At 60.2% G+C, this 14904-nt stretch carries 15 protein-coding genes; 9 read left to right on the forward strand and 6 right to left on the reverse strand.

What is annotated here, in order from left to right; translation table 11 throughout:
- The first annotated feature begins 223 nt into the window (after positions 1 to 223).
- Both ACRC4F_RS08180 and ACRC4F_RS08185 read left to right on the forward strand, forming a co-directional pair.
- Positions 224 to 703 carry a LabA-like NYN domain-containing protein gene (locus tag ACRC4F_RS08180; RefSeq protein ID WP_010467410.1) on the forward strand — a complete coding sequence of 160 codons (480 nt, stop codon included), beginning with the start codon at positions 224 to 226 and terminating at the stop codon, positions 701 to 703.
- A gap of 22 nt (positions 704 to 725) precedes the next feature.
- Positions 726 to 1337 carry a 3'-5' exonuclease gene (locus tag ACRC4F_RS08185; protein ID WP_017340916.1) on the forward strand — a complete coding sequence of 204 codons (612 nt, stop codon included), beginning with the start codon at positions 726 to 728 and terminating at the stop codon, positions 1335 to 1337.
- 119 nt (positions 1338 to 1456) lie between these two features.
- On the opposite strand, the gene ACRC4F_RS08190 is transcribed toward ACRC4F_RS08185, so the two are convergent.
- Positions 1457 to 1912, reverse strand: coding sequence for an Lrp/AsnC family transcriptional regulator (locus ACRC4F_RS08190; RefSeq protein ID WP_309675024.1), 456 nt, complete (start codon positions 1910 to 1912; stop codon positions 1457 to 1459).
- A gap of 157 nt (positions 1913 to 2069) precedes the next feature.
- Between ACRC4F_RS08190 and yedA the strand changes: the two genes are divergently transcribed.
- The gene (gene yedA / locus ACRC4F_RS08195; RefSeq protein ID WP_438658864.1) at positions 2070 to 2993 is read left to right on the forward strand and encodes a drug/metabolite exporter YedA; all 924 of its coding nucleotides are present in this window, start codon (positions 2070 to 2072) and stop codon (positions 2991 to 2993) included.
- 65 nt (positions 2994 to 3058) lie between these two features.
- Positions 3059 to 4393, forward strand: coding sequence for a DEAD/DEAH box helicase (locus ACRC4F_RS08200; RefSeq protein WP_438658853.1), 1335 nt, complete (start codon positions 3059 to 3061; stop codon positions 4391 to 4393).
- A gap of 111 nt (positions 4394 to 4504) precedes the next feature.
- On the opposite strand, the gene ACRC4F_RS08205 is transcribed toward ACRC4F_RS08200, so the two are convergent.
- Together ACRC4F_RS08205 and ACRC4F_RS08210 are read right to left on the reverse strand one after the other, a co-directional pair.
- Complete coding sequence (locus ACRC4F_RS08205; RefSeq protein WP_438658854.1) at positions 4505 to 5755, reverse strand: TIGR03862 family flavoprotein; 1251 nt, start codon at positions 5753 to 5755, stop codon at positions 4505 to 4507.
- Between the two features lie 307 nt (positions 5756 to 6062).
- Positions 6063 to 6971, reverse strand: a complete 909-nt coding sequence (locus ACRC4F_RS08210) for a histone deacetylase family protein (RefSeq protein ID WP_438658855.1) — start codon at positions 6969 to 6971, stop codon at positions 6063 to 6065.
- 74 nt (positions 6972 to 7045) lie between these two features.
- Here ACRC4F_RS08210 and ACRC4F_RS08215 point away from each other — a divergent pair, with 74 nt between their 5' ends.
- The 3 genes from ACRC4F_RS08215 to ACRC4F_RS08225 all read left to right on the forward strand — a co-directional run bounded on the left by ACRC4F_RS08215 (position 7046) and on the right by ACRC4F_RS08225 (position 9178).
- Positions 7046 to 7615, forward strand: a complete 570-nt coding sequence (locus ACRC4F_RS08215; protein WP_438658856.1) for a GNAT family N-acetyltransferase — start codon at positions 7046 to 7048, stop codon at positions 7613 to 7615.
- A gap of 103 nt (positions 7616 to 7718) precedes the next feature.
- Positions 7719 to 8588, forward strand: coding sequence for an acyl-CoA thioesterase II (tesB, locus tag ACRC4F_RS08220; RefSeq protein WP_438658857.1), 870 nt, complete (start codon positions 7719 to 7721; stop codon positions 8586 to 8588).
- Complete coding sequence (locus ACRC4F_RS08225; protein WP_438658858.1) at positions 8585 to 9178, forward strand: HAD family hydrolase; 594 nt, start codon at positions 8585 to 8587, stop codon at positions 9176 to 9178. Before tesB ends, ACRC4F_RS08225 begins: the two co-directional genes overlap by 4 nt.
- 125 nt (positions 9179 to 9303) lie before the next feature.
- On the opposite strand, the gene ACRC4F_RS08230 is transcribed toward ACRC4F_RS08225, so the two are convergent.
- Both ACRC4F_RS08230 and ypfJ read right to left on the reverse strand, forming a co-directional pair.
- Positions 9304 to 10263 (reverse strand): alpha/beta fold hydrolase, encoded by a 960-nt coding sequence (locus ACRC4F_RS08230; protein ID WP_438658859.1) that lies wholly within the window; start codon positions 10261 to 10263, stop codon positions 9304 to 9306.
- Entirely contained in the window at positions 10264 to 11157 is an 894-nt protein-coding gene (ypfJ, locus tag ACRC4F_RS08235) for a KPN_02809 family neutral zinc metallopeptidase (protein ID WP_438658860.1), read from the reverse strand.
- Positions 11158 to 11411: 254 nt separating this feature from the next.
- Between ypfJ and ACRC4F_RS08240 the strand changes: the two genes are divergently transcribed.
- The gene (locus ACRC4F_RS08240) at positions 11412 to 12188 is read left to right on the forward strand and encodes an IclR family transcriptional regulator (protein WP_438658861.1); all 777 of its coding nucleotides are present in this window, start codon (positions 11412 to 11414) and stop codon (positions 12186 to 12188) included.
- A gap of 167 nt (positions 12189 to 12355) precedes the next feature.
- A complete protein-coding gene (locus tag ACRC4F_RS08245; RefSeq protein ID WP_438658862.1) occupies positions 12356 to 13234 on the forward strand; it encodes a DMT family transporter in 879 nt (292 codons plus the stop codon).
- A gap of 45 nt (positions 13235 to 13279) precedes the next feature.
- Here ACRC4F_RS08245 and ACRC4F_RS08250 read toward each other — a convergent pair whose 3' ends face one another.
- Positions 13280 to 14581 (reverse strand): MFS transporter, encoded by a 1302-nt coding sequence (locus ACRC4F_RS08250; RefSeq protein WP_438658863.1) that lies wholly within the window; start codon positions 14579 to 14581, stop codon positions 13280 to 13282.
- Between the last annotated feature and the right edge of the window lie 323 nt (positions 14582 to 14904).

A 14904-nucleotide genomic window follows, 5' to 3' on the forward strand; every position in this document is an offset into this window, starting at 1 on the left:
GAGGGAGCTTGCTCCCGCTGGCTGCGCAGCAGTCCTTTTTTTGGGGCCGCTGCGCGACCCAGCGGGAGCAAGCTCCCTCGCCACAGATTGCCATTCGTCCGAGGCTCCAAGATGCTTCGGGCCGATTATTCGCGGAACAATCCTTCAGGCTGGCATACTGGGCCACTTTTCGGGCCTGGTGCCTGATCCAGCCTGCGCGCGACTGCGCCAAAGAGGATGCACGGTGAAAAAAATCGCAGTGTTCGCCGATGTCCAGAACCTCTATTACACCGTGCGTCAGGCCTATGGTTGCCACTTCAACTACGCCGCGCTGTGGGCTGATATCAGCAAGCAAGGCGAGATCGTCGAGGCCTATGCCTACGCGATCGACCGCGGCGACAGCAAGCAGCAGCAATTCCAGCAGATCCTGCGCAACCTCGGCTTCATCGTGAAGCTCAAGCCCTACATCCAGCGCAGCGACGGCTCGGCCAAGGGCGATTGGGACGTGGGTATCACCCTCGACATCATGGACGCCGCCGATCATGTCGACGAAGTGGTGCTGGCGTCCGGTGACGGTGATTTCGACATGCTGCTGGAACGCATCATCACCAAGCACGGCGTGCAGGCAGTGGCCTACGGCGTGCCGGGGCTGACGGCCAACTCGCTGATCCGCGCCGCCAGCCGCTACGTGCCGATCGAAGGCGCGTTGCTGCTCAAGAATTGATTTTTACGGAGTTGAAACAGGTTTGGAACGCATAGCAGTCATCGACTTTGAAACCACCGGGATCTCCCCGAGCAGCAGCTGCCGGGCCACGGAAATTGCCGTGGTGATCCTTGAACAGGGGCGCATCGTCGAGCGTTACCAGAGCCTGATGAACGCCGGCGTGCGCGTCCCGGCCTTCATCGAACAACTCACCGGCATCAGCAACGCCATGCTGCGCACCGCGCCCTCGGCCGAGCAGGTGATGAACGAGGTCAACGAATTCGTCGGGATCACGCCGCTGCTGGCGCACAACGCCGCGTTCGACCAGAAGTTCTGGGACTTCGAACTCGGCCGCATCAAACGCACCCGCTTGCAGAACTTTGCCTGCTCGCTGCTCCTCGCCCGCCGCCTGATGCCCGCCGCGCCGAACCACAAACTCGGTACGCTCACCACCTTCGCCAGCCTGCCCAACACCGGCAAGGCTCACCGTGCCATGGCCGATGCCGAAATGGCGGCCAACCTGACGGCGCATCTGGCTCAGGAATTGCGGCAGAAGCACGGGTTGCGCGAGTTGTCCCATGATCTGCTGGTCAGCTTGCAGAAAGTGCCGGCGGCGAAGATCAACGAACACCTCAAGCGCCATCGCGGATTTTGAGTCGCACATAAAACCTGTGGGAGCGGGCTTACCCGCGATTGCGGAGTGCCAAACAACACAGATTTCGACTGACACTCCGCTATCGCGAGCAGGCTCGCTCCCACAGGGTCGGTGTCGTATCAAACTTTTCCATTGCCTTCCAGCTGCCCCAACGGCACGCGCTTCTCGATGGCGCTCGACAGCACGATCGAGGTCTTGCTGAACCCGAACTTGGCGATCCGGTTGATCAACTCTTCCAGCTCCGGCATCGATCCCACTGCAGCCTGCATAATCACGCACGGATCACCCGTCACACGATGGCACTCCGTCAGTTGCGGGATTTTGATCAGGTCGTCGTAGGCCTTCTGGTTGCCATGCTGGTTCAAGCGCAGTTCGATCACGCACTGGATCGGCAATCCAAGCTTGGCCATGTCGACTTTCGCCTGGTAACCGGTGATCACCCCGCAGGCTTCAAGTTTGGCCACGCGCTCGGCCACGGCCGGGGCGGACAGGTTGACCTTGCGCGCCAGGTCGGCGTAGGACGCACGACCGTTTTCCAGCAGGGCGCTGAGGAGCATGCGGTCGTACTTATCCATGATCACATTCCTGAAAAATGACTGACTTACGAAAACACGGTTTATAGCGCCGATCTCCGTGTTTTGAAAAGTGTACCGGCGCTATAAACAGGTTTTGTAACTTATTTTACGCCGCTGGCCTTTCTAGAATAGCTGTTCACATTGTCTTGTCATCGAGCTGCCCATGCGCCGTTTCCCGTTACCGTTGATCGCCGCTTTCTTCGCCCTGTACGTGATCTGGGGTTCGACCTACCTTGTGATCCGCATCGGCGTGGAGTATTGGCCGCCGTTGCTGCTCGCCGGCATCCGTTTCGTGATCGCCGGAACTTTGATGTACGCCTTCCTGCGTTGGCGCGGGGCACCGGCACCGACCTGGGCGCAGTGGAAAGCCGCCGGGATCATCGGGATTTTGCTGCTCGCCTGCGGTAACGGCGGGGTCAGCGTGGCCGAGCACATGGGCGTGGCATCCGGTGTGGCGGCATTGGCGGTGGCGACGGTGCCGTTGTTTACCTTGCTCTGCGGTTATTTCTGGGGCGCGCGTAATACCCGTCTCGAATGGGCCGGGATTGTGCTCGGGCTGATTGGTATCGCCATGCTCAACCTCGGTTCCAACCTGCAATCAAGCCCGCTGGGAGCGCTGTTGCTGGTGTTCGCGGCGGCTTCCTGGGCCTTCGGTTCGGTGTGGAGCAAACACTTGCCGTTGCCCCAAGGCGCGATGGCCAGTGCCGTGGAAATGCTGGTGGGTGGCGTGGTGTTGCTGATCGGCAGTGCGTTGAGCGGTGAACATCTGGAAGCGATGCCGCCGATCGAGGGCTGGGCGGCGCTGGCCTATCTGACTTTCTTCGGTTCGATCATCGCCTTCAACGCTTACATGTACCTGTTGAAAAACGTGCGTCCAGCGGCGGCCACCAGTTATGCCTACGTCAACCCGGCGGTGGCGGTGTTGCTGGGGATTGTGTTTGTCGGCGAGACCATCGGCATCGAAGAAGCCCTGGCCATGCTGGTGATCATCAGTGCCGTGGTGTTGATCGGATTGCCGCAGTGGCGCCGGGCTCCGCAAAGACCTGCTGCCGTGGTGCAGACAGAATCGAGTGTGAATTAGGGTAAACTGCGCGCCATTGCACACTCGTTATGCACAACTGCGCTGAATTTTCCTACGGTAATCCCATGACTTTCGCCACCCTTGGCCTGATCGAACCCTTGCTGCGCTCTCTCGAGACGCTCGGCTACCAGACCCCGACGCCGGTTCAGGCGCAAGCCATTCCGGCGGTGCTGGCCGGTCGCGACCTGATGGCCGCGGCCCAGACCGGCACCGGCAAGACTGCCGGTTTCGCGCTGCCGCTCCTGCAATTGCTGGCCATGGAAGGGCCGAAAGTCACCGCCAATTCGGTGCGCGCGCTGATCCTGGTGCCGACCCGCGAGCTGGCCGAACAGGTTCACGAAGCTGTTCGTCAGTACGCCGAAAACCTGCCGTTGAGCACTTACGCGGTGTACGGCGGCGTCAGCATCAACCCGCAAATGATGAAGCTGCGCAAAGGTGTCGACCTGTTGGTGGCGACACCGGGCCGTTTGCTCGACCTGTTCCGTCAGAACGCCCTCAAGTTCAACCAGCTGCAAACCCTGGTGCTGGACGAAGCCGATCGCATGCTCGACCTGGGCTTTTCCGAGGAGCTGGGGAACATTTACAAGGCGCTGCCGAAGAAACGTCAGACGCTGCTGTTCTCCGCGACTTTCTCCGACGCGATCCGCACCCTCGCCGGGCAAATGCTTAACGATCCGCTGAGCATCGAAGTCAGCCCGCGCAACGTCGCTGCCAACACTGTTAAACAGTGGGTGGTGACGGTGGACAAGAAGCGCAAGCCGGAGCTGTTTATTCACTTGCTGCGCAAGGGCAAGTGGAAGCAGGTGCTGGTGTTCGCCAAGACCCGTAATGGCGTGGACGCGCTGGTGGAAAAACTCCAGGGACTGGGCATCAACGCCGACGGCATCCACGGTGACAAACCGCAGGCGACTCGTCAGCGTGCGCTGGACCGGTTCAAGGCCAGTGAAGTGCAGATCCTTGTGGCCACTGACGTTGCCGCCCGTGGTCTGGATATTGAAGATTTGCCGTTGGTGGTCAACTTCGACCTGCCGATCGTCGCTGAGGACTACATCCACCGGATCGGTCGTACTGGCCGTGCGGGTGCTACCGGGCAGGCGATTTCGCTGGTGTGTGCCGATGAAGTGAATCTGCTGTCGGCCATCGAGACGTTGACCCGTCAGACATTGCCTCGGCAGATGGAACATGACTTCGAACCTGAGCACCGGGTGCCGGATACCGATGCCAGTGGTCAGGTGGTGAAAAAGCCGAAAAAACCGAAGAAGCCAAAGACCTCTGGTGGCGGTAAACGCAACCTGGGCAAGTGGGTGGAGAGCGGTGATGCTTCGGCGCCTGAGCCTTCGATCAAGCCTGTGCGGAAAGTGCCGGTGTTCAACACTGGGCCGCGTAAGCGTAAGCCTTAATATTCGCTGCGTCGGCTAGACCGCTATCGCGAGCAGGCTCGCTCCCACATTGAACGCATTCTTTCTGGAAGAACTCGGTCACCTGTGGGAGCGAGCCTGCTCGCGAAGGGCTCAACTCGGTCTCAAGCCTTGGTGCTTCAACCACTCCACCATCCCCAACCCCGCCGCACGCCCACTGGCGAAGCACGCGGTCAGCAAATAACCGCCCGTCGGCGCTTCCCAATCGAGCATTTCCCCCGCGCAGAACACGCCAGGCAATTGCTTGAGCATCAATCGTTCATCCATCGACTCAAACATCACGCCACCGGCGCTGCTGATGGCTTCGTCCAGTGGGCGGGTTTTCACCAGCGTCAGCGGCAACGCCTTGATCGCTTTGGCCAGCAACGCTGGATCAGCAAAGCTTTCAACCGCTGTGAGTTCGCGCAACAACGCCGCTTTCACCCCATCAATCCCGAGCTGGCTATGCAGGTGTTTGGACATGGAGCGCGACCCGCGCGGTTTGCTCAGCGCAGCCTGGACTTTATCCACAGGCCGGCCCGGCAACAGATCAAGGTGAATAGTCGCCGAGCCGTACGAGTTGATGGCTTCGCGGATCGGTGCCGAGAGGGCGTAGATCAGACTGCCTTCAATCCCGGTCGCGGTGATCACGCATTCGCCCAGGCGCGGCACGTCGTCATTGAGACCAATGGCGATGTTTTTCAGCGGCGCGCCGGCGAATTTGCTGACCATCAATTCGCTCCAGGCCTGCACCTCGAAGCCGCAATTGCTCGGTTGCAATGGCATCAATCCTACGCCGCGCTGTTCCAGTGGCAGCATCCATGCGCCGTCTGATCCGAGGCGCGACCAGCTGCCGCCTCCGAGGGCGAGCAAGGTGGCGTCGCGCCTGATGGTTTTTTCGCCTTCGGGGCTGTCGATGCGCAATCCACCGTTGTCATCCCAACCGAGCCAGCGGTGGCGGGTGTGAATAACCACGCCGGTCTCTCGCAGGCGTTTGAGCCACGCACGCAGCAGAGGCGCGGCTTTCATGTCGGTGGGAAACACCCGGCCGGAGCTGCCGACAAAGGTTTCGATGCCCAGGTCGTGAATCCATTGGCACAACGCATCCGCGCCGAATGAGCGAAGCAGCGGAGCGATCTGCGGGGCGCGTTCGGCGTAGCGCGAGAGGAATGCCGGATAGGCTTCGGAATGGGTGATGTTCATGCCGCCGACGCCCGCGAGCAGAAACTTCCTGCCCACCGAAGGCATGCCGTCGTAAAGGTCGACCTTGATTCCGGCCTGGCTCAACACTTCGGCGGCCATCAGGCCGGCGGGGCCGCCGCCGATGATGGCGACGTGAGGGGAGTGAGCGGCGGATTGGGTCATGGGAAGCGCTGCGGTATGGCGGAATAAGCCGGGCATTCTATCAGCACAGGTCCCTGTAGGAGCGAGCCTGCTCGCGATGGCGTCAGGTCAGTCGACATCGATGTTGGATGTGAAGGCCCCATCGTCGGAACGCCGCCCGGAGCAGGCTCACTCCCACATTTGACCTTCGGTGGTTTCAAGAGGTGGTTAAAAAACAACCACCGAGTTGTAGGCTAAGTGCAACATGGCCTGCAGGCTCTTTCACTCAGGTTATCCACAGGCAGTTCCACAGGGAATGTGGGTAAAGACTCACCCCTCAATGACAACCTTATGACGCCCACACCCGTTGCGCGCTGTGATGCAGGATGCCGTGACGGCGCGCCAGGGCCTTGCGGTCTTTGCTGTAACCGCCGCCAATCACCCCGACCACCGGAATATCCCGGCCCAGGCAATGACGCATCACGCTTTCATCGCGAGCGGCAACGCCTTCGTCTGTCAGCTTCAGGTAACCGAGTGCGTCGTCCTTATGCACATCGACGCCGGCGTCATACAACACCAGGTCCGGTTGGTAGAGCGGCAGCAAATAATTCAGCGCATCGTCCACCACCTTCAAGTAATCGGCATCACCCATGCCTTTGGGCAACGGGATGTCCCAGTCACTTTCAGCCTTGCGTGCAGGAAAATTCTTTTCGCAGTGCAGGGAAACGGTCACCGCGTCCGGGGTGTTGTGCAGAATTCGGGCAGTCCCGTCGCCCTGGTGCACGTCGCAATCGAAAATCAGCACCCGATTCACACGGCCGCTTTCCAGAAGGTAATGGCTGATCACCGCCAGGTCGTTGAAGATGCAGAAACCCGCCGGATAGTCGTAATGCGCGTGATGGGTGCCGCCGGCCAAGTGACAGGCCAGCCCGTGCTCCAGCGCCTGTTGCGCCGCCAGCAACGAACCGCCGACCGCGCGCACCGTGCGCCGGGCCAGCGCTTCGCTCCATGGCAGGCCGAGGCGCCGCTGGTCTTCGCGGGACAACTCGCCGCTCATGTAGCGTTCGATATAGGCAGCGTCATGGGCGAGGGCAAGAATCTCCGGGGGGCAGAGTTCCGGGCGCAGCAGGTCGGCGTCCCGGGTCAGGCCGCTGTCCACCAGGTGATCGCGCAGCAGGCGAAACTTGTCCATGGGGAAGCGGTGATCTGCCGGGAACTCGGGGCTGTAGTCTTCGTGGTAAATCAGTGGCAGCGGCATGACGAATTCAGGCAGGAATGAGTGAAGGATCCTACCAGCGTTGTAGACTTGCGGCATGGAAAGGGGAGGACACGATGGAGCCGATACTGGAACTCGAGAGCGCACGACTGTTGTTGCGACAGTGGCGCGATGAGGATTTGCCGGAGTTTGCGGCGATGTGCGCCGATCCACAGGTCATGCGTTATTTTCCGGCGCCCTTGAGTCGTCTGGAAAGTGCTTCGCTGATCGGGCGGGTTCGCGGGCATTTTGCCGAACATGGCTTCGGCCTCTGGGCACTGGAGCGTAAGGACACAGGAGCGTTTATCGGTTTCACCGGTCTCGGTGTGGTCGGTTTCGACGCGCCCTTCACCCCGGCGACCGAAATCGGCTGGCGCCTGGCGCGCGAACACTGGGGCCTGGGTTATGCCAGCGAAGCGGCGTGGACCGCTCTGCGCTGCGGCTTTGATCGGTTGGCGCTGCAAGAGGTCGTGTCGTTTACTGCCAAAGACAACCTGCCTTCAGAAAAAGTCATGCAGGCGATCGGCATGCACCATGATTCAGCCGATGATTTTGAACATCCCAAGCTCGCGGCCGATCATCCCCTGCGTCACCATGTGCTGTATCGCATCACCCGTGAACAATGGCTGCAAACCTTGCATGGATAAGCAGGCACGGACGTTTACAATGGCGCCCATGGGCCCTGGCCATAAACTGAATCGACCGCCGCAGCCAAGACTGCGCGGCATGCGTTGTGTGAGGAGAGTCTGAATGAGCCAAGTGTTGGATGATCTGGTCGACCTGCTGACCCTGGAACCGATCGAAGAAAACCTGTTCCGTGGCCGCAGTCAGGACCTGGGTTTTCGTCAGTTGTTCGGCGGTCAGGTGATCGGACAATCGCTGTCGGCGGCCAGTCAGACGGTCGAAGAAACGCGTCATGTGCATTCGATGCACGGTTATTTCCTGCGTCCGGGCGATTCCGCATTGCCTGTGGTGTATCAGGTTGACCGGGTGCGCGACGGCGGCAGTTTCAGCACGCGTCGAGTGACGGCGATCCAGAAGGGCAACCCGATCTTCACCTGCAGTGCCTCGTTCCAGTACGACGAAAAAGGCTTCGAGCACCAAGCGGAGATGCCGACCGTGGTCGGCCCGGAAAACCTGCCCTCGGAGCTGGAGCTCACGCAACAGCGCGCGCACCTGATTCCCGAGCACATGCGCGAAAAATTCCTGTGCCCCAAACCGATCGAATTCCGACCGATCACCGAGAAAGATCCCTACAACCCGCAACCGTCCGATCCGATCAAGTACGTCTGGTTTCGCGCCGACGGTGCCTTGGCCGACACTCCGGCGCTGCACAAATACCTGCTGGCCTACGCCTCGGACTTCGGTCTGCTGACCACCTCGATGCAGCCCCATGGCAAATCGGTGTGGCAGAAAGATATGCAGGTCGCCAGCCTCGATCACGCGCTGTGGTTCCATGCAGATCTGCGCGCCGATGACTGGTTACTGTATGCGATGGACAGTCCATGGGCCGGCAATTCTCGCGGGTTCACCCGCGGCAGCGTGTTCAATCGTGCCGGGCAACTGGTGGCTTCGGTGACTCAGGAAGGCTTGATCCGTCATCGCAAGGATTGGGCATGAGCCTGGCCGATGTGCGGCACTGGGTGTTCGACATGGACGGCACCCTGACGGTGGCCGTGCATGATTTCGCGGCGATTCGCGTGGCCTTGGCGATCCCGGCCGAAGACGACATCCTGACCCACCTCGCCGCGCTGCCGGCGGATGAAGCGGCTGCCAAACATGCGTGGCTGCTGGAGCACGAACGCGATTTGGCCTTGGGTTCGAAAGCCGCGCCGGGGGCGGTGGAGCTGGTGCGTGAGTTGGCCGGTCGCGGTTATCGCCTGGGCATTCTCACGCGCAATGCCCGGGAGCTGGCGCACGTGACGCTGGAGGCGATCGGCCTGGCGGACTGCTTTGCCGTGGAGGATGTGCTGGGGCGTGATGAAGCGCCGCCGAAACCGCATCCCGGTGGTTTGCTGAAGTTGGCCGAAGCCTGGAACGTGCCGGCGAGCGAGCTGGTGATGGTCGGTGATTACCGCTTTGATCTGGATTGCGGTCGAGCAGCGGGGGCGCGGACGGTGTTGGTGAATTTGCCGGATAATCCGTGGCCTGAGCTAACAGATTGGCATGCAGCGGATTGTATGGTGTTGCGGGAAATGCTTTCGGCTTGAGGGCCCCATCGCGAGCAGGCTCGCTCCCACAGTAGATCTTTAGCGAACACAAGATTTGTATTCAATGGAGATCCCCTGTGGGAGCGAGCCTGCTCGCGATGGCGTCAGATCAGGCAATACAAAACTCACTGACCAAACAATACCTTCTGCCCCTCCGGCGACGTCAACATCCCATCCCCGTTATGCCCGACCCCCGGCACTTCTACCAGACGCTGATTGACCCCTTTGGGGTTGCGACGCAGCAGGTAATTGAAAAAATTCTGCCCGCGAACCAGACGATAAGCACCTTGGGCTTGGGCCTCACAACTCTTGTCGAGCGCCGGATGCTGCGGGTCGGTGTCTTGCTTTCCGAGCAGATAAGTCACGTCCCGTTTGACGTAGTTTCCTTCAAGCTGTGGTGCCGTCTGCCCACTGGCATAAACGGGTAAATCCGCCAGTCCATATTTCCAGCGATTAAAGCCGGGACACGCCGCATGATTGAACGCCACGGGCCGGCGCTCATCGAAATACGCGTACGACGAAGGGTTGGCGACGACGTAGCGAAGCTTCACGCCGGCGGACGTCAAAGCCGGTTGCTCACGCGCCAGCAGCGCATAGCGCTGAACCACCTGAGCGCCACCGGAGTGCCCGGCGATGATGATTTGTTTCACATCCGGAAACTGCCGACGGTCGCTGATTCTCTCGATGATTTGATCGAGGGCCGCGTAGGAACTCAGCGCAAAAGGAGCGGTGGATAAACCGCCGGCCATCCAGTCATTGCCCTGCCAGCGCAACACCGTGTCAGCCACCGGATGAAGCACGACATCGGTTTCGTTGAGGAATTGCGGCGCGATCACCAGGGTGTTCGCACTTTGCCCGGCCAGTTCCGCCGCGCGTTCGGCGCTCTGGAGATAAGTTTCAGCATTGCGTAAGCGACCATGAATGATGATCAGCACGCGTTCGATTTTCGCAGGCGCCGGGCCGAGGCTCACCGCCATCTCACCTTCTTTCAACAACAACCGTCCGGAGCTGACCTCCTTGACGCCATGCTCCGCCGCTTGAGTGCTTGCGCAGGTGAACAACAACATCAACAACCAATTTTTCATTTACAGGTTTTTCGCCGCAAAGGTATCGCACTGGCCCACCTGGCCTTGCGCAAATCCGGTTTTAAACCAGCGCACCCTTTGCGCCGATGTGCCATGGGTAAACGAGTCAGGTACCACCCGGCCCTGACCCTGTTGTTGCAAACGGTCGTCGCCGATGGCGTTGGCCGCGTTCAAGGCTTCTTCGATATCACCCGGTTCCAGCCAGTTCAGACGCTGCTGCGCATTGTTGGCCCAGACACCGGCCAGGCAGTCGGCCTGCAACTCCTGACGCACCAAAAGTCCGCCATCACCTTCCATTTGCCGGCCTTGCTGGCGGGCCGCCTGAATTTTCGCGGAAACGCCGAGCAACGTCTGCACATGGTGTCCGACTTCGTGAGCGATTACGTAGGCCTGAGCGAAGTCACCGGCCGCGGAGAAGCGTTGCGACATTTCCTGGAAAAAAGCCATGTCCAGGTAGACCTTCTGGTCGGTCGGGCAATAGAACGGCCCGGTCGCCGAAGTGGCCAGGCCGCAGGCCGAGTTCACCCGGTTGCTGAACAGCACCAGGGTCGGGTTCTTATACTGCCGACCCGCCTGCTGGAAAATCTGGCCCCAGGTGTCTTCGGTATCGCCAAGGATCGAGCGCACGAACTCGGCGCCTTCATCGTTGGCCGGTGGCGCCTTGCGGCTCTGGTTGGTGGCCGGAGCCGATTGCTCGGTCATTTGTCCGGTCAGTTGTCCGAGGATTTGCATCGGGTCCTGCCCGGTGAGCCAGCCGATCCCCACAATCAGGATGATCGCGGTCAGGCTCAGGCCTTTGCCGCCACCAAAACGCATCCCGCCACCACCGCCGCCGACACTATCACCACGGGCGTCGACCACGTTGTCGCTGCGTCGGCCTTTTTTCCATAGCATGTGGGAATCCTCTGATAATCCGTGGTGATGAGTGTTGCTGGTGTGTGGGGGCGGCGCCAGTCCGGCTGTCCGGCTTTTCGTTCGCTGGCCGGCAGCCTTGCAGACTGTAGGAACATGGATAACCCATCGAATTCCGTCAAAGGCCGGGTTTTTATCGAGTTGTCGAGCAGCTGTGTCTGTAGAACATCGGGTTCCAGATTTCGCAATACCCGGTTCATCTTCTAGAATCAGGCAAATTGTATGTGGAACCCCCCATGGCCGGCAGTCAGATCGAACGTGTCTTCAATGTGCTGGAAAGCCTTACCAGCGATCCTCGTGGCCTTCCGATGCAGATGCTCGCGGAGCAACTGGACATCCCTAAAAGCGCAACTCACCGGCTGCTTGCCGAGCTGATCCGGCTGGGCTACGTGCGGCAGAACCCGGAGAACCTGCGCTATCACTTGTCCACCAAACTGGTGGCGATGGGTTTTCGATACCTGTCGGGCAGCGGCGCCGATATCGTTCAGCCCGTGCTGGATCGCCTGGCCCAGGAAGCAGGGGAACTGGTGCGTCTTGGAGTGATTGAAGGCGAGCGGCAGATCTGGATCGCCAAGTCTCAAGGGGCTCGTTCCGGCCTGCGTTATGACCCGGAAATGGGCCGCGATGCGCCGTTGTTCTATACCGCGTCGGGGCATGCGTGGCTGGCGTGCATGAGCGATGCCGAGGCGTTGTCGCTGGTGGAACGCCAGGGTGGCGAGCGGCCTAAGGATCTCGGGCCGAATGCACCACGTTCCAACATCGAATTGCTGGAACGTCTGCGTCTGGCGCGGGAGCAGGGCTACGCCTGGGTCGAGGAGAGTTCGGCGGTGGGCACCTCGGCGATCGCGGCGGTGGTGCGGCATCCGAGTGAGGGGCGGGTGATCGGTGTGCTGAGCATTGCCGGCCCGAGTGCAAGGATGCCGGGCGCGCGGTTGCATGAATTGGCGCCGCTGTTGTTAAGGTATGCCGAGGAACTGGCGGCGGCGAGTCTGGCGTCGGAGTTGTTTAGTTAAATCAATTCATGTGGGAGCAGGCTCGCTCCCACATTGGATTGTTGTCGGCCGCTAAACTGTGCGGTGTTCGAACACTTTCGGCCCATGCTTGTATTGGAATCTGGAACCAGGTTCTAAATTATTGGGACTCGCCGCCCGCGACACGATTCACTCCGCAAGGGATACCCATGACAGCAAGCACCCCGCTCTCCGGCGTAAACCAGCCCTTTAAAGGGATTTTGCTGATCGTCGTCGCCACCTTCCTGTTTTCCAGTCATGACGCCTTTTCGAAATACCTCTCGGGCTTCTACCCGATCGTGATGGTGGTCTGGGCCCGTTATGTGGTTCACACCTTGTTGATGGCCGGGATTTTTCTGCCGCAATCCGGGTTGCGCGTCCTACGGACTAAACGGCCGATGCTGCAGTTAGTGAGGGCGTTGTGCCTGTTGGGCACCAGTCTGTTTTTTACCACCGGCTTGCAGTACATCCCGTTGGCGGAAGCCACGGCGGTCAACTTTCTTGCGCCGGTTCTGGTGACCGCGCTGTCAGTGCCGCTGCTGGGCGAGCGCGTGACCCGTGGTCAATGGATTGCAGTGATTTGCGGATTTATCGGCGTGTTGATCATCGTTCATCCCGGTGGCGATCTGTTCACGCCAGCGGTGCTGTTGCCGCTGTGTTCGGCGCTGTTTTTCTGCTTCTACCAGCTGCTCACTCGCAAGCTCAGCAACATCGATAGCCCGACCACCAGCAACTTCTTCGCCGGACTGTGCAATACCCTGGTGATGAGCGCACTGGTGCCGTTCTTCTGGCAAGTGCCGACCCTTGGGCATGGCTTCATGATGGTCGCGCTGGGCGCGTGCGGAATGACGGCGCACTTGTTTCTGACCCAGGCATTCCGCTACGCCGCCCCTGCACTGCTGGCGCCGTTCGGCTATTGCCAGATTGTGTTCGCGGGTCTGCTGGGGTGGCTGCTGTTTTCTCACACCCCGACGCTCACCACGATTGTCGGGATCGCCGTGATTTGCTGCAGCGGGTTGGCGGCGGCGTGGCAACAGAGTCGTCGCTAGGAAAAAAAGGCAGGCCTGGAATCAGGCCTGCCGAGGGAGGAAATTTTACTCGGTGACGGTAGGAATCTTGCGCGGCGCCATGAAGTACATCCAGATCAGCGCGATGAAGTACATGGCCGGAATCATGGTGAAGAGCACGGTGTAATTGTTGTTGGTGATGGTCAGGATGTGGCCGACCAGCTGGGTCATGAACATCCCGCCGATGGCTGCGCACATGCCGCCGAAACCGAACACCGTACTCATCATGTGTTTAGGCGTGTAGTCCATCACCAGGCTCCAGATGTTCGCGGTCCAGGCCTGATGCGCACCGATGGCCAGGGAGATGGCGAACACCGCGACCCACAGACTGCTTGAACCCGCCGCCATGACCACGCCGACGATGCAGCAGGCGAACAGAAACATGGACAACAGTCGCGCCTTGATCGGGTTCATGCCGCGGCCGATCATGAACGAAGAGAGGATCCCGCCGCCGACGCTGCCGAAGTCGGCAGTCAGGTAGATGATGATCAGCGGGATGCCCATTTGGGTCACGTTGATCCCCAGTTGGTATTGCTGATTGAGAAACGGCGGCAGCCAGTACAGGTAGAACCAGAACACCGGCGCGGTCATGGAGTAGGCGAGGGCGAAGGCCCAGGTGCCACGCATGCGCAGGATCTTCGAGAACGGCACGCGGGTCTGTTCCGGTTCGACTTCCTTCTGGATGTAGTCCAGTTCCGATTGTTTGACGCTCGGATGCTCTTCCGGGTTGTAGTACTTCAAGCCCCAGAACAGCAACCAGATCCCGCCCAGTGACGCCATGCACAGGAACGCGGCTTGCCAGCCCCACACGTGCAGGATCAGCGGCAGCAGCATCGGCGTGAACATCGCGCCGACGTTAGTGCCGGCATTGAAGATGCCGGTGGCCACGGCGCGTTCGCCGGCCGGGAACCACAACCGCGTAGTTTTCACGCAGGCCGGGTAGTTGGCGGCTTCGGTCAATCCGAGAATGAACCGGCAAACCATGAAGCCGACCGCCGAAGTGGCCAGGCCGTGGGCGCCGGTCGCCAGGCTCCAGAGCAGCACCGCGCAGAAGAACACGCGCTTCACACCGACCCGATCGATCAACCGGCCTTGCAGCACAAAACCAATGGCGTAGCCGACCTGGAACCAGAAGTTGATGTTGGCGTAGTCCATCGCCGTCCAGCTCATTTCCTTGGCAAGGATTGGCTGCATGACGCCCAGTGCGGCGCGGTCGATGTAGTTGAGCGTGGTGGCGAAAAACACCAGCGCCAGCATGCCCCAACGGATTTTGCCGACCGCCATGGCGCCGCGAATCTTGTCGCCGATGCCGCCGGAGGCAGGAGTCATGGAGGAACGCTCCACGGGAGAGCTTTGAGAAGGAGTCATGTAGGCCACCGATTGTTTTTATGTGGTGTTCTGGGTCTTTGGTCACCGAGGCCGATGTGTGTGACCGGACTCAATGTGCTGTCGATGTTGGGCAGTGGACGAAAAATCGTCAATTCGCCAATCGGCATAGTGTTCGATAATCGCACGAAAAACTAACCGGGTAGTACACTTTGAATTGCTGTGCAGGATCTTGCAGCCAATAATTCACTTCAAGAAAAACGCGGTCTCTGTAGGAGCCGGCTTGCTGGCGATGGCGATCTCGCGGAAGCCATCGCCAGCAAGCC

This window comes from Pseudomonas sp. (genome assembly GCF_051660785.1).
GTDB lineage: Bacteria > Pseudomonadota > Gammaproteobacteria > Pseudomonadales > Pseudomonadaceae > Aquipseudomonas.